15 protein-coding genes, 1 tRNA gene and 1 riboswitch are annotated in these 13,058 nt (G+C 71.3%); of the genes, 11 read left to right on the top strand and 5 right to left on the bottom strand.

The features are described from left to right. Positions 1 to 99: 99 nt before the first annotated feature. The 3 genes from rph (at position 100) to rdgB (ending at position 1,970) form a co-directional block, all read left to right on the top strand. A complete protein-coding gene (gene rph / locus B4U46_RS13570; protein ID WP_079427305.1) occupies positions 100 to 834 on the top strand; it encodes a ribonuclease PH in 735 nt (244 codons plus the stop codon). Positions 835 to 929: 95 nt separating this feature from the next. Then, a complete protein-coding gene (locus tag B4U46_RS13565) occupies positions 930 to 1,325 on the top strand; it encodes a hypothetical protein (protein WP_079427303.1) in 396 nt (131 codons plus the stop codon). A gap of 42 nt (positions 1,326 to 1,367) precedes the next feature. Then, positions 1,368 to 1,970: an RdgB/HAM1 family non-canonical purine NTP pyrophosphatase gene (rdgB, locus tag B4U46_RS13560; protein ID WP_079427301.1), complete on the top strand. Its 603-nt coding sequence runs from the start codon at positions 1,368 to 1,370 to the stop codon at positions 1,968 to 1,970. A gap of 60 nt (positions 1,971 to 2,030) precedes the next feature. On the opposite strand, the gene B4U46_RS13555 is transcribed toward rdgB, so the two are convergent. The 4 genes from B4U46_RS13555 to bcp form a co-directional block, all read right to left on the bottom strand. Further along, positions 2,031 to 2,117, bottom strand: a tRNA-Leu gene (locus B4U46_RS13555). 49 nt (positions 2,118 to 2,166) lie between these two features. Beyond that, a complete protein-coding gene (locus B4U46_RS13550) occupies positions 2,167 to 2,682 on the bottom strand; it encodes an HNH endonuclease (protein WP_107438261.1) in 516 nt (171 codons plus the stop codon). Then, entirely contained in the window at positions 2,679 to 3,320 is a 642-nt protein-coding gene (locus tag B4U46_RS13545) for an HNH endonuclease signature motif containing protein (RefSeq protein ID WP_079431743.1), read from the bottom strand. Before B4U46_RS13545 ends, B4U46_RS13550 begins: the two co-directional genes overlap by 4 nt. Before the next feature lie 149 nt (positions 3,321 to 3,469). Continuing rightward, positions 3,470 to 3,937 (bottom strand): thioredoxin-dependent thiol peroxidase, encoded by a 468-nt coding sequence (gene bcp, locus B4U46_RS13540; RefSeq protein ID WP_079427297.1) that lies wholly within the window; start codon positions 3,935 to 3,937, stop codon positions 3,470 to 3,472. Between the two features lie 118 nt (positions 3,938 to 4,055). Here bcp and B4U46_RS13535 point away from each other — a divergent pair, with 118 nt between their 5' ends. The 3 genes from B4U46_RS13535 to B4U46_RS13525 all read left to right on the top strand — a co-directional run bounded on the left by B4U46_RS13535 (position 4,056) and on the right by B4U46_RS13525 (position 5,257). Beyond that, positions 4,056 to 4,373 carry a DUF3618 domain-containing protein gene (locus B4U46_RS13535; protein ID WP_079427295.1) on the top strand — a complete coding sequence of 106 codons (318 nt, stop codon included), beginning with the start codon at positions 4,056 to 4,058 and terminating at the stop codon, positions 4,371 to 4,373. 61 nt (positions 4,374 to 4,434) lie between these two features. Then, positions 4,435 to 4,776: a GroES family chaperonin gene (locus B4U46_RS13530; RefSeq protein WP_079427293.1), complete on the top strand. Its 342-nt coding sequence runs from the start codon at positions 4,435 to 4,437 to the stop codon at positions 4,774 to 4,776. 64 nt (positions 4,777 to 4,840) lie between these two features. Beyond that, positions 4,841 to 4,907, top strand: a riboswitch (guanidine-III (ykkC-III) riboswitch). 29 nt (positions 4,908 to 4,936) lie between these two features. Next, positions 4,937 to 5,257 carry a DMT family transporter gene (locus B4U46_RS13525; RefSeq protein ID WP_079427291.1) on the top strand — a complete coding sequence of 107 codons (321 nt, stop codon included), beginning with the start codon at positions 4,937 to 4,939 and terminating at the stop codon, positions 5,255 to 5,257. A 3-nt stretch (positions 5,258 to 5,260) separates the two neighbouring features. On the opposite strand, the gene B4U46_RS13520 is transcribed toward B4U46_RS13525, so the two are convergent. Then, entirely contained in the window at positions 5,261 to 7,792 is a 2,532-nt protein-coding gene (locus tag B4U46_RS13520; RefSeq protein WP_079427289.1) for a transglycosylase domain-containing protein, read from the bottom strand. A gap of 174 nt (positions 7,793 to 7,966) precedes the next feature. Here B4U46_RS13520 and B4U46_RS13515 point away from each other — a divergent pair, with 174 nt between their 5' ends. The 5 genes from B4U46_RS13515 to B4U46_RS13495 all read left to right on the top strand — a co-directional run bounded on the left by B4U46_RS13515 (position 7,967) and on the right by B4U46_RS13495 (position 12,994). Beyond that, positions 7,967 to 8,770 (top strand): ABC transporter permease, encoded by an 804-nt coding sequence (locus tag B4U46_RS13515; RefSeq protein WP_079427287.1) that lies wholly within the window; start codon positions 7,967 to 7,969, stop codon positions 8,768 to 8,770. Then, positions 8,763 to 9,662 (top strand): ABC transporter permease, encoded by a 900-nt coding sequence (locus tag B4U46_RS13510; protein ID WP_079427285.1) that lies wholly within the window; start codon positions 8,763 to 8,765, stop codon positions 9,660 to 9,662. Before B4U46_RS13515 ends, B4U46_RS13510 begins: the two co-directional genes overlap by 8 nt. Positions 9,663 to 9,664: 2 nt before the next feature. Beyond that, positions 9,665 to 10,627 carry an ABC transporter ATP-binding protein gene (locus B4U46_RS13505; protein ID WP_237292851.1) on the top strand — a complete coding sequence of 321 codons (963 nt, stop codon included), beginning with the start codon at positions 9,665 to 9,667 and terminating at the stop codon, positions 10,625 to 10,627. A 114-nt stretch (positions 10,628 to 10,741) separates the two neighbouring features. Beyond that, positions 10,742 to 11,587: a DUF1707 SHOCT-like domain-containing protein gene (locus tag B4U46_RS13500; protein WP_079427281.1), complete on the top strand. Its 846-nt coding sequence runs from the start codon at positions 10,742 to 10,744 to the stop codon at positions 11,585 to 11,587. A 99-nt stretch (positions 11,588 to 11,686) separates the two neighbouring features. Next, positions 11,687 to 12,994 (top strand): DUF445 domain-containing protein, encoded by a 1,308-nt coding sequence (locus tag B4U46_RS13495; RefSeq protein ID WP_079427280.1) that lies wholly within the window; start codon positions 11,687 to 11,689, stop codon positions 12,992 to 12,994. Positions 12,995 to 13,058: the final 64 nt, after the last annotated feature.

Here is a 13,058-nt window from a genome sequence, read left to right as displayed (position 1 = left end):
GCCCGACCGGACGGGGTCCACCCGTACCCCCACCCCCCTGCACCGGCCGTACTCCCGCCCGTCACCCGGCCCGCCCCCGCAGCGACTAGGCTCACAGCCATGTCTCGCATCGACGGCCGCACGCCCGAACAGCTCCGCCCGGTCACCATCGAACGCGGATGGAGCAAGCACGCCGAGGGCTCCGTCCTCATCTCCTTCGGAGACACCAAGGTCTTCTGCACCGCCTCCTTCACCGAAGGCGTCCCGCGCTGGCGCAAGGGCAGCGGCGAGGGCTGGGTCACCTCCGAGTACTCGATGCTCCCGCGCTCCACCAACACCCGCGGCGACCGCGAATCCGTCCGCGGCAAGATCGGCGGCCGCACCCACGAGATCTCCCGCCTGATCGGCCGCTCCCTGCGCGCCGTCATCGACTACAAGGCCCTCGGCGAGAACACCGTCGTCCTCGACTGCGACGTCCTCCAGGCCGACGGCGGCACCCGCACCGCCGCCATCACCGGCGCCTACGTCGCCCTCGCCGACGCCATCGCCTGGGGCCAGAAGAAGAAGCTCATCAAGGCCGGCCGCAAGCCGCTGACCGGCACCGTCGCCGCCGTCAGCGTCGGCATCGTCGACGGCGTCCCCCTCCTCGACCTCTGCTACGAGGAGGACGTCCGCGCCGAGACCGACATGAACGTCGTGTGCACCGGCGACGGCCGCTTCGTCGAGGTCCAGGGCACCGCCGAGGGCGAGCCCTTCGACCGCAAGGAGCTCAACGCCCTCCTCGACCTCGCCGCCGGCGGCTGCGCGGACCTCGAAGCCCTCCAGCTCGGCGCCCTGGAGCTCGAGCTCCCGTAGCAACCGCGCGCGGCGGGCCCGCGTCTACGCCGGTACGGGCGCACGGTCTCACGGCCGCGCGCCCGTACCCGTACCCACACCCCCGGGGGGACCCCATGAACCTGACCCAGCCCAGACTCCGCCTGGCCGCCGCGGCCCTCGCGGCCACCCTGGCCGTCCCGGCCCTCGCCTCCTGCGACGCCATCTCCACCGCGATGGACTGCGCCAACACGGCCGTGGCCATCACCAACGGGGTCAACAACCTCCAGCAGGCCGTCTCGAACGCCGGCAACAGCGTCCAGGACACCCAGAACGCGCTGAACCAGATAGACACCGACCTGAAGAAGATCAAGGACCAGACCGGCAACGCCGACCTCGGCAAGGCCGTCGACTCCATGACCACGGCCGTCAACAACGTCCGCACCTCCGTGCAGCAGGGCAACACCGCCCCCGACATCAAGCCGGTCGCGGACGCCGCCGCGGAGATCTCCAAGGTCTGCACCCCGGGCTGACGACCTGCCCTGACGACCTGCCCCGGCCGGGATAATGGCGCCATGACCCGCCTGATCCTCGCCACCCGCAACGCGGGCAAAGTCACCGAACTCCGCGCCATCCTCGCCGACGCCGGCCTGCCGCACGAGCTGGTCGGCGCCGACGCGTACCCCGAGGTCCCGGACGTCAAGGAAACCGGCGTCACCTTCGCCGAGAACGCCCTCCTCAAGGCCCACGCCCTCGCCCAGGCCACCGGCTACCCCGCCATCGCTGACGACTCGGGCCTGTGCGTCGACGTCCTGAACGGCGCCCCCGGCATCTTCTCGGCCCGCTGGGCCGGCGCCCACGGCAACGACCGCGCCAACCTGGAACTGCTCCTCAACCAGCTCGGCGACATCGCCGACGAACACCGCGGCGCCCACTTCTTCTGCGCGGCCGCCCTGGCCCTCCCGGACGGCACCGAACACGTCGTCGAGGGCCGCCTCCTGGGCACCCTCCGCCACACCCCGGCGGGCGGCGGCGGCTTCGGCTACGACCCGATCCTCCAGCCGCTGGGCGAAACCCGCACCTGCGCGGAACTGACGGCAGCGGAAAAGAACGCCATCTCCCACCGAGGCCAGGCCTTCCGCGCCCTGATCCCGATCCTGCGCGACCTGCTGGGCTGACGGTCCGCCCGCCGGATAGCCCGAAGGCCCCGAACGCGGTTGCGTACGGGGCCTTCGGTGTGGTGCGGCCGGGGGGATTCGAACCCCCACGGGATTTCTCCCACGGCGTTCTAAGCGCCGCTCGGCTGCCTGTTACGACACGGCCGCGAGATGCTGCCATGGTAGCGGCCAGCCATCCGCTGCGGTGAAGGACTCCTCAGACGGACCGGCGGCGTCCCCCTCTGCACCAGGTGGTTGTGATCGCGTGGCAGTTGGGGCACAGCAGTCGCAGGTTCTCGCGGCGGTCGTCCCTCCAGTCGCCGTTGACGTGATCCACCTCGAGGGTCATGGCAAGCCCCTGCCACTCCGGGCCGGTTCCACACTCGGCGCAGCACTCAGGCACGCCGATGGCGCGCAGAGCGCGGCGCAAGAGCTCGGTTTTCGTGCGCCGCCCTCCGGTGCGGAGCACGAGGACTTCCTCCGGGGGCTTGAGCGGAACGGTGCCGGGTCTGCCCCGTTGATGCGCCTGCCCCAGGAAATGGGAGGTCGAGAGCCCCTGCTCGTGTATCCATGCCCGCAGCCTTCCACGCTGCCCGCCGGAGTCGGGCAGAGACAGGCGCCGCAGCGTCTCGGCCAGTGACCGGGACTCGGCGACCGCGTCGCGTATTGCCGCCGGGTCCGGCCGGGATCGGCTGTTGCGTCGGCGGGGCTGCTCGGAATGGGAGCCGTTCATGCTGCCCGCCGCTTGGCCCGGCCTCGGTACGAGTCCGTCGTGGAGTGGCAGTTCGGGCACAGCAGGCGAAGGTTCGCCAGCTGGTTGTTCCGCCAGTCGCCGTCGATGTGGTCGACCTCAAGGGGGAGTGGGTAGCCGCGCCACATTGCTTCAGTGCCGCACCTCGAGCAGCGCTCCGGCACCCCGCAGGACCCCATGGCGCGCTTGAGGCGGTCACCCGGGATGCGGCGTGCGCTTCCCGGTTCCTGCACCACCAGCAGGGTCTCCGGAGCCCGGCGCGTCTTGGGCCGGCCAGCCGGTGAAGGGATCTTGAAGTGCGAGGTGTCTATGGCCAGCGACCTCACACGCCGACTGATGTACGTATGGTGGCCACCCACGACGTCCAGTCCCAGTCGCCGCAGTACCTCGCACATGTTCGACGAGACCGCGACCGCTTCGGTCAGGACCTCCGCGGTCCACTTCACCCCCTCCTTCTCGAAGTGGGAGATCTCGATCCCGAGCTTGCGCATGCGGTTGCGAACGTAGCGCCGTGATCCACCGCGCGGATCCACCCCGAGCCGCTCCAGTGCCTCGCTCAGTGTCCTGGAAGAGCCTGCCGCCTCCGCGAGGCGTTCCTTCGTGTACGGACTGACCGGCATGGTCGCCACCCCCTGTTCTCGGCCACGTGTGCGGACCTCGCATGGAGTAACGGATCGGTAGTCGGACGGTTACGGCAGATTTCGTCCGATAAGCGGAACGGTCCGCACCGGGAGGGTGCGGACCGTTCCGCGGGGACGGGTGGGCGGGGTCAGATGCCCAGGTCCTTGATGATCTTCGCTACGTGGCCCGTCGCCTTGACGTTGTAGAAGGCGTGCTCGACCTTGCCCTCCTCGTCCACGACCACCGTGGAGCGGATGACCCCGGTCACCGTCTTGCCGTACAGCTTCTTCTCGCCGAAGGCCCCGTACGCCGCCAGGACCTCCTTCTCCGGGTCGCCGACCAGGGTGACCTTCAGGTGCTCCTGCTCACGGAACTTCGCCAGCTTCTCCGGCTTGTCCGGGGAGACGCCGATGACGTCGTAGCCGGCCGTGGCCAGCACGTCCAGGTTGTCCGTGAAGTCGCAGGCCTGCTTCGTGCAGCCGGGGGTCAGGGCCGCCGGGTAGAAGTACACGATCACCTTGCGGCCCTTGTGGTCGGCCAGCGACACCTCGTTGCCGTCCGCGTCGGGCAGGGTGAAGGCGGGGGCGGGGTCGCCCGGCTGGAGTCGCTCGCTCATGTCAGTGCTCTCCTCGGGAGGGGATCCGTACGGCATGAGCCTAAGCTGACTGAGCTGACAGACTGTCCATGACGGATCAAGCCCATACAAGACCAGACACGACGACGGAGGCAGCGCGGTGCCGGAAGCCAGGACCCCCGCACAGATCGAGGCGGACATCGTCCGCCGCCGCGAGCAGCTCGCCGAGACGCTCGACGAGATCGGCGTGCGCATGCACCCGCAGACGATCATCGGGGACGCGAAGGCCAGGGTCGCCTCGACGGTCGACCACACCGCCGGGCGCGCCGTCGCGTGCGTCAACCGGCTGATCACCGACGTGAAGGACGGCCTGCGCCACGAGGACGGCGCCCCGCGCTTCGAGCGGATCGCCCCCGTCGTGCTGCTCGCGGCCGGCGTGGTCGGGCTGCTCGTGGCTTCCGCGCGCCGCAAGCGGTGACGTCCGCCGTGATGTCGACCCTCACGGGTGCGCGGCGCGCGGCGGCAGGTAGGTTCGTGGCGTGAGCGAGAACACCACCCACGACAAGCTGCCCATCCGCATGCTCCACGACCGCGTGCTCGTGAAGTCCGACACCCCCGAGGGCGAGCGGCGCTCGGGCGGCGGGATCCTGATCCCGGCGACGGCCGCGGTGGGCAAGCGGCTCGCCTGGGCCGAGGTGGTCGCGGTCGGGCAGAACGTACGGAGCGTGGAGCCCGGCGACCGCGTGCTGTACGACCCCGAGGACCGCGCCGAGGTCGAGGTGCGGGGGGCGACGTACGTGCTGATGCGCGAGCGGGACCTGCACGCCGTGGCGGCGGAGCGGCTGGAGGGGTCGAAGGACTCGACCGGGCTGTACCTCTGACGGTCCCCGGCAGGGGTGAAGGGCTGGTGACGCCGGTCACCGGCCCTTTTGCGTCCCCTTTGCTACGGTGGTGGGGAACCGCCCCGACGAGACGCGCCGTACCGGGTAGCTGGACGCAAAGACGACGCACCCCGTTCGTTCTCGTCCCGGAGGTGCCGTCATGGCCTGGGTTCTTCTTCTCTTCGCCGGCCTGCTCGAGGTCGGCTGGTCGATCGGCATGAAGTTCACCGAGGGCTTCACCCGGCTGTGGCCGTCGGTGTTCACCGGTGCCGGGATCGTCGCCAGCATGGTGCTGCTGTCCTACGCGGCCAAGACCCTGCCCATCGGTACGGCGTACGGCGTGTGGGTGGGCATCGGTGCGGCCGGTGCGGCGGTGCTCGGCATGGCGGTGCTGGGGGAGCCCGTCACCGCCGCCCGGATCTTCTTCATCTGTCTGCTGCTGGTCGCGGTGGTGGGGCTGAAGGCCACCTCCGGCCACTGACGGTCATTCGAGGAACAGCGACGGAGGGCGGCGGCGCGGGGTGAGGCCGCCGCCCGTGGCCTGGCCGCCGTTGGTTTCGCCACCGCCGCCCGTGGCGCCCGTGGTGTCGCCTCCGTTGGTCTGGCCGCCGGTCGTCTGACCGCCGTTGGTCTGGCCTCCGGTTGTCTGGCCTCCGTTGGTCTGACCGCCGTTGGTCTGGCCTCCTGTCGTCTGGCCTCCGGTGTTCTGGCCGCCGTTCGTCTGGCCTCCCGTGTTCTGGCCCCCGTTCGTCCGCCCGCCGTTGTCCTGGCCCCCGTTCGGGGGGTTGGGGCGGCCGCTCTGGTCCGGCAGCCACGGCGGGCGGCTGCCCTGGGGCTGCTGCGGGGTGGTGGGCTGGACCGGTGGCGGGGGCTGGGCCGCGCCCGGCTGGAGGTCCAGGTCGAAGTCGGCCGGCTCCGTCCCCTCCAGGGCCTTCTTCGTGTACGCCGCCCAGATCCGCGCCGGGTAGCCGCCGCCTCCGAGGCGGGGTTCGCCGAGGGCCCCGTACAGGGGTTCGAGGGTGCCCGAGTCGGGGTCCTGTCCCATGACCGAGACGACCGTCACCAGGTCGGGGGTGTACGCGGCGAACCAGGCGGCGCGGTCCTGCTCGGCGGTGCCGGTCTTGCCCGCCGCCGGCCGGCCGGCCGCGAGGGCCTCCGTACCGGTGCCGTTGTCCACGACGCTGACCAGCATGGAGGTGGTCGTGTCGGCCGCTTCGCGGCTCACGGCCTGCTGGGGGGTGCGGTCGGGCAGGTGCAGGGTGTCGCCCTCCTTGGTGATCTTCTCCACGAGGGTGTACGGGGTGCGCCGGCCGTGGTCGGCGAGGGTCGCGTACGCCTGGGTCATGTCCAGCACGCTGGCCTGCATGGTGCCGAGCGCCATGGCCGGGACGGCGTCGAAGTTCGGCGTGTCCTCGGGGAGGCCGAGGCCGATCGCCGTCTGCTTGACCTTCTCCGTGCCGACGTCGACGACCATCTGGGCGAAGACGGTGTTGACGGAGAGGTCGGTGGCGGTGTTGACCGTGATCTGACCGTACGACTGCTGGCCCTCGTTCTCGGGGGCGTAGGGAATGCGGGTGCCGACGACGCGGCGCCGGTTGTCGCCGTTGTAGACCGTGTTCGGGGTGATCCGGCGGCCGTCCTGGGTGCGGGAGTCGTTCTCGACGGCGGAGGCGAAGACGAACGGCTTGAAGGTGGAGGCCACCTGGTAGTCGTGCCGGGTCGCGTTGTTGACGTACTGCCTGGTGTAGTCGATGCCGCCGTACATGGCGACGACCTTGCCGGTGGCCGGGTCGATGGAGACCCCGCCGGCGCGCACCACCTTGTCGGCCGGGCGGCCCGCCGGGTCGAGCTTGTCGACCATCTGCTTCTGGACGGCGTCGACGAAGGCGTTCTCGCGGCGCTTGTCGATGGTGGTGGTGATCCGGTACCCGCCCTCGGCCAGGGTCTTGTCGTCGAGGATCTTGTGTTCGGAGATGTAGTCCTTGACGGCTTCGACGAGGTAGCCGCGCTGGCCGGAGAGTCCGGCGGCGGCGCGGACCTTGCCCGGTTCGGGGAAGGTGGCCGCGGCCCGCTCCTCGGGGGTCATCCACTTCTTCTTGACCATGCCGTCGAGGACGTAGTTCCAGCGGGCGAGGGCGCGGGCGCGGCTCTGGGGGTGGGCGACGACGTCGAAGGCGCTGGGGGAGTTGAGGAGGGTGGCGAGGTAGGCGCCTTCGGGGGTGGTGAGCTTGTTGACGTCCTTGCCGTAGTAGGCCTGGGCGGCGGCCTGGATGCCGTAGGCGTTGCGGCCGAAGTAACTGGTGTTCAGGTAGCCCTCGAGGATGTAGTCCTTCGACTTCTCGCGACCGAGTTTGATCGCGATGAAGAACTCCTTGACCTTGCGTTTGATCGTCTGTTCCTGGCCCAGGTAGTAGTTCTTGACGTACTGCTGGGTGATGGTGGAGCCGGACTGCGTGCCCTTGCCGGTGGCGGTGTTCCAGGCGGCGCGGATCATCGCCTTGGGGTCCACCGCCCGTTCGGAATAGAAGTCCCGGTCCTCGGCGGCCAGTACGGCCTCCTGGACGGTGCGGGGGACCTGGGAGAGCGGGACGTTGACGCGGTTCACCTCGCCGTCGCGGGCGAGCTGGGAACCGTCGGCGTAGAGGAACACGTTGGACTGGGCGGTGGCGGCCGAGTTGGCCGGCGGGATGTCGACCAGCAGGTAGCCGGCGACGAGCGCGCCGCCGAGCAGCAGGAGGAGCAGCAGGATCCCGCCGAGGACCATCCGCCAGGTGGGGAGGAGACGCCGCCATCCGGTGCGCTTGCGTTTCACCTTGGGGCTCGGGCTGGCGCTGGCGCTGCCGTTGGGGCCGGCCTTGGCCTTGCCCTTGCCCTTGGCCTTGGCGTTGCGGCTGCCCTTGCCCTTGCCCTTGCTGTTGTCCTTGCCGCCGTCGCCCCGTGGTCCCGTGGGCCCCTGCGGCTTCGGGGTGTCCGGATCACGAGGGGTCCAGCCCGGGGGTGGTGACTGGTCGCTCATCGCCGGGACTCCTCGTGACCGTGCGCAATATCCACATCTGTACCTCATGGTGTCTACCCGATGGCCGCTGCTTCCGCTCCGGACGGGCATAAAACGGTCGCGTGGCTCGCCCCTCCGCACTAAGCTCGCGCGCTTTGGCCGACGTAGGAACGACGTGGAAAACGGAGGGATACGGTGCGGCTCTATCTGGCCGTCGCCGCGGGCGGGTTCCGCCGCTATGCGGCCTACGGGACGGCGACCGCCGCAGGCGTCTTCACCAACACGGTCTTCGGCTTCATCGTCGCGTACACGTACATCGCCCTGTGGGACGAGCGCCCCCACCTCGGCGGCTACGACCAGGCCCAGGCCCTCACCTTCGTCTGGGTCAGCCAGGCCCTGCTGGCGGCCGCCTCGCTCATCGGCGGCGGCTTCCAGGAGGAGCTCCAGGAACGCATCCGTACGGGTGACGTCGCCGTCGACCTGTACCGTCCGGCCGACCTCCAGGCCTGGTGGCTGGCGACCGACCTGGGCCGTGCGGGCTTCCAGTTGCTGGGGCGCGGGCTGCTGCCGCTGGCGGCCGGGGCGTGCGCCTTCACCCTGGCGCTGCCGTCCGATCCGCTGCGCTGGCTGCTGTTCCTGCTGTCGGTGGCCCTCGGGCTGGTCGTCGGGTTCGGGGTGCGGTACCTGCTGGCGCTGGCCGCGTTCTGGCTGCTGGACGGGGCGGGCGTCAACCTGATGGCGACCGTCGTCACCGTCTTCTTCTCCGGGATGCTGCTGCCCCTGACCGTCTTCCCCGGAGGCTTCGGCGAGGTGGTGCGGCTGCTGCCGTGGGCCGCGATGCTCCAGGTCCCGCTGGACGTGCTGCTCGGCACCCACGCCGGGTCCGGAGGAGCGGTGCGGGCGCTGGGCTTCCAGGCGGTGTGGGCGGTGGGGCTGCTGGGTGCGGGGCGGCTGGTGCAGTCGGCGGCCACGCGGAAGGTGGTGGTCCAGGGTGGCTGAGACGGTGGTGAGCCGTACGGGGGCGGGGGCGGCACCGGGCGGCCCGGGGCGGTGGCCGTACGAGCCCGCGCCGGGGCGCGGTGGCCGGCTGCGCGAGGGGCTGCGGGGCTACGGGCTGATCGTGGGGATGTGGATCCGCTCGACGATGGCGTACCGGGCGTCGTTCCTGCTGGCCACGGTCGGGAACGCGGCCATCACGGTGCTCGACTTCGTCGCGATCGCCGTCATGTTCTCCCACGTGGAGGCGCTCGGCGGGTTCACCCTTCCCGAGATCGCCCTCCTGTACGGGTCCTGCTCCGCCTCCCTCGGGCTGGCGGACCTGCTCCTCGGCAACACCGAGCGGGTCGGCGCCCGGATCCGCGACGGCTCCCTCGACACCATGCTGGTGCGGCCCGTCCCGCTGCTCGCACAGGTGGCCGCCGACCGGTTCGCGCTGCGGCGGCTGGGGCGGATCGCGCAGGGGCTGGGGGTGCTGGGCTGGGCGCTCTCGGTGCTGGACGTGGACTGGACGCCGGGGAAGGTGCTGCTGGTGCCGGTCATGGTGGTGGCCGGGGCAGGGATCTTCGGCGGGGTGCTCGTGGCCGGGGCGGCCTTCCAGTTCGTCGCCGGGGACGCGGCGGAGGTGCAGAACTCCTTCACGTACGGGGGCTGCACCATGCTCCAGTACCCGCCGACGGTGTTCGGGAAGGAGCTGCTGCGCGGGGTGACCTTCGTGGTCCCGCTGGCCTTCGTCAACTGGCTGCCCGCGCTGTACGTGCTGGGCCGGCCCGATCCGCTGGGGCTGCCGGGGTGGGCCGCGTACCTGAGCCCGCTGGTCGCCTTCGCGGTGTTCCTGCCCGCGTCGCTGGCGTGGCGCGCGGGGGTCCGTTCGTACCGAAGCACGGGGAGCTAGTCGTGTCCGATGTCCTCGTCTCTCTGGAGGCGGTCGAGAAGGTCTTCGAGGTCCGGCGCCGTGTCGGGCTGGTGCGCAGGGAGAAACGCCGGGTCAGGGCAGTGGACGGGATCAGTTTCGAGGTCGCCCGGGGCGAGGTGGTCGGGTACATCGGGCCCAACGGCGCGGGGAAGTCCACCACGATCAAGATGCTGACGGGCATCCTCACCCCGAGCGGCGGCCGGCTGCGGGTCGCGGGCATCGACCCGTCGCGGGAGCGGATGCGCCTCGCGCACCGGATCGGGGTGGTCTTCGGGCAGCGGACCACCCTGTGGTGGGACCTGCCGCTGAAGGACTCGTACGGGCTGATGCGCCGCATGTACCGGATCCCGGAGGCCCGGTTCCGGGAGAACCTGGACCGCTGCGTGGACCGGCTGGACCTCGCGGCGCTGCTGGACGTGCCAGTGCGGCAGCTGTCGCTGGGGCAGCGGATGCGCGGGGACATCGCGGCGGCGCTGCTGCACGACCCGGAGGTGCTGTACCTGGACGAGCCGACGATCGGGCTGGACGTGGTCAGCAAGGCGCGGGTGCGGGAGTTCCTGCGGCAGCTGAACGAGGAGCTCGGGACGACGGTGCTGCTGACGACGCACGACCTCCAGGACATCGAGCAGCTGTGCGAACGGGTGATGGTCATCGACCACGGCCGGCTGGTGTACGACGGGGCGCTGGGCGGTCTGCACGCGCTGGGGGAGGGCGGTGAGCGGACCCTGGTGGTGGACCTGGAGCGGGAGCTCCCGCCGCTGGAGGTGGCGGGGGCGCGGGTGGTGCGGGTGGAGGGGGCGCGGCAGTGGCTGGCCTTCCCGGCCCGGGAGTCGGCGGCGCCGCTGGTGGCGGCGGTGGCGGCGCGGTATCCGCTGCTGGACCTGTCGGTGCGGGAGCCGGACATCGAGGACGTGATCGCACGGATGTACGCGGGGCGGGGCTGAGGGGGGCGGGGCCGTCCGGGGGCGGAGGTCAGGGGGAAATCAGGGGCGGGGTCGGGGTGCCGCCCGGGGTCGGGACCGTTCAACCGCCGGGCTTCTCTGCATAGTCTGACCCGCATGAGTGACGAGCGCCCGGAGCAGGCGACGCCGGAGAAGACCTCCCTGGACAAGGCCCCCCAAGGCCAGGGCCCTCAAGGCCAGGCCCCTCAGGCCCCTCAGGCCCCTCAGGCATCTCAGGTATCTCAGGTATCTCAGGCCCCTCAGACATCTCAGGCCCCTCGGGCATCTCGGGCGGAGGCCGCCCCCTCCCTGCGGGCGTCGGACGCCGACCGCGAGCGGGTCGTCGAGCGCCTGCGGGACGCCGTCGCCGAGGGCCGGCTGGACATGGAGGAGTTCGAGGAGCGGCTGGAGGCGGCGTACAAGTCCCGTACGTACGCCGAACTCGAACCCCTGACCAGCGACCTTCCGGCCCCCGAGTCCTCCTCGGCCCTCTCCTACGCTCCCGGCCCCGTCTCCGCCACCTCGTCCTGGCAGTCCCGCATCGGCGGTACGTGGGCCTCCTCGTCGGCGGTCGCGATCATGTCGGGGTTCCAGCGCAAGGGGCACTGGACGGTGCCCGCGCAGTTCAACGCCGTGGCCTTCTGGGGCGGCGGCGAGCTCGACCTGCGCGAGGCCGACTTCGCGGCGCGCGAGGTCGTCATCACCTGCGTGGCCATCATGGGCGGCATCGAGATCACCGTCCCGCCGGGCGTCGAGGTCGACGTACGGGGCATCGGCATCATGGGGGGCTTCGACCAGGGCCGGTCCCTGGAGAGCCGCCCGGAACCTGGGGCCCCGCGGGTGATCGTCAACGGCCTCGCCTTCTGGGGCGGAGTGGCGGTCAAGGTCAAGGCGCCGAAGCCTCCCAAGCAGCCGAAGGGCGGCAGGAACCTGGGCGGCGGCGAGGTCCGCAAGGAGCTCTAGCGGGACCCGGCCGGCGGCGCGCCGGGAACTCCCCGGCCCTCCCGGGAGTCGGATGCTATGCAGACAAAACCGGCCATCGGGGGAAGGCAGGAGCACCACATGAAGGAACCGGGACCGGCTGCGGGCCCATCCGCCCGCGGCGCGTTCGTCTTCAACGAGGCGGACGAAGAGCGGCGGCGGGGCGTCCGCCGCATGAAGACGACCGCGACGGGTCTGCTGATCGTCGTCGCGGTGGTCTACGCCCTGGCCACATGCGCCCAGCAGGTCTGGGGGGCGGGCGGCTGGGCCGGATACGTCGCCGCCGCGGCGGAGGCCGGCATGGTCGGCGCGCTCGCCGACTGGTTCGCGGTGACGGCCCTCTTCCGCCACCCCCTGGGGCTGCCCATCCCCCACACGGCGATCATCCCCACGAAGAAGGACCAGCTGGGGGTCTCGCTGGGGGAGTTCGTGGGCGAGAACTTCCTCTCCGCCGACGTCGTACGCGCCCGGCTGCACGCCCTGGGCATCGGCGGCCGCCTCGGCGCCTGGCTGGCCGAGCCCGATCACGCCGACCGGGTCACGGCGGAACTGGCCACCGCCCTGCGCGGCGCCCTCACCGTCCTGCGCGACTCCGACGTCCAGGCCGTGGTCGGCGAGGCCATCACCCGCCGGGCGGAGGCGGCGGAGATCGCGCCGGGCATCGGCAAGACCCTGGAGCGCGTCGTCGCCGACGGAGGGCACCACCGGGCGGTCGACCTGATCTGCGCCAAGGCCCACGACTGGCTGGTCACCCACGGGGACTCCGTCATGGACGCGGTCCAGGGCGGCGCCCCGGGCTGGACCCCGCGCTTCGTCGACCGCAAGGTCGGTGACCGGGTGTACAAGGAGCTGCTGCGGTTCGTCACGGAGATGCGCGACATGCCGGGCCACCCGGCGCGCGGGGCGGTGGACCGCTTCCTGACGGACTTCGCGGCGGACCTCCAGGCGGACACGGAGACGCGGGCCCGGGTGGAACGGCTGAAGTCGGAGGTCCTGGCGCGGGGCGAGGTGCAGGACGTGATCGCGTCGGCGTGGACGGCGGTCCGCTCGATGATCATCTCGGCGGCGGAGGACGAACGCAGCGAACTGCGCCTGCGCGTCCGCTCCTCCCTGATCTCCCTGGGCGCCCGCCTGGCGACGGACGGCCGCCTGCAGGCGAAGGTGGAGGGCTGGATCGAGGGCGCGCTGGTCTACGTGGTCACCACGTACCGCACGGAGATCACCTCCCTGATCACCGACACGGTGGCCGCCTGGGACGCGGAACACACCTCCCGCAAGATCGAGGCCCACATCGGCCGCGACCTCCAGTTCATCCGCATCAACGGCACCGTGGTCGGCGCCTTGGCGGGCCTCCTGATCTACACGGTCTCCCGCACGCTCGGCGCCTAGCCGCCGCCCCACCGGGACCCCGACCATCGGCCCGTCCCGTCCGGCATTTCGGTGCCGGTCGCGT

Source organism: Streptomyces katrae, from assembly GCF_002028425.1.
Classification (GTDB): domain Bacteria; phylum Actinomycetota; class Actinomycetes; order Streptomycetales; family Streptomycetaceae; genus Streptomyces; species Streptomyces katrae_A.
The sequence above is the reverse complement of the archived record's forward strand: the minus strand, read 5'-3'. Positions and strand labels throughout refer to the sequence as shown.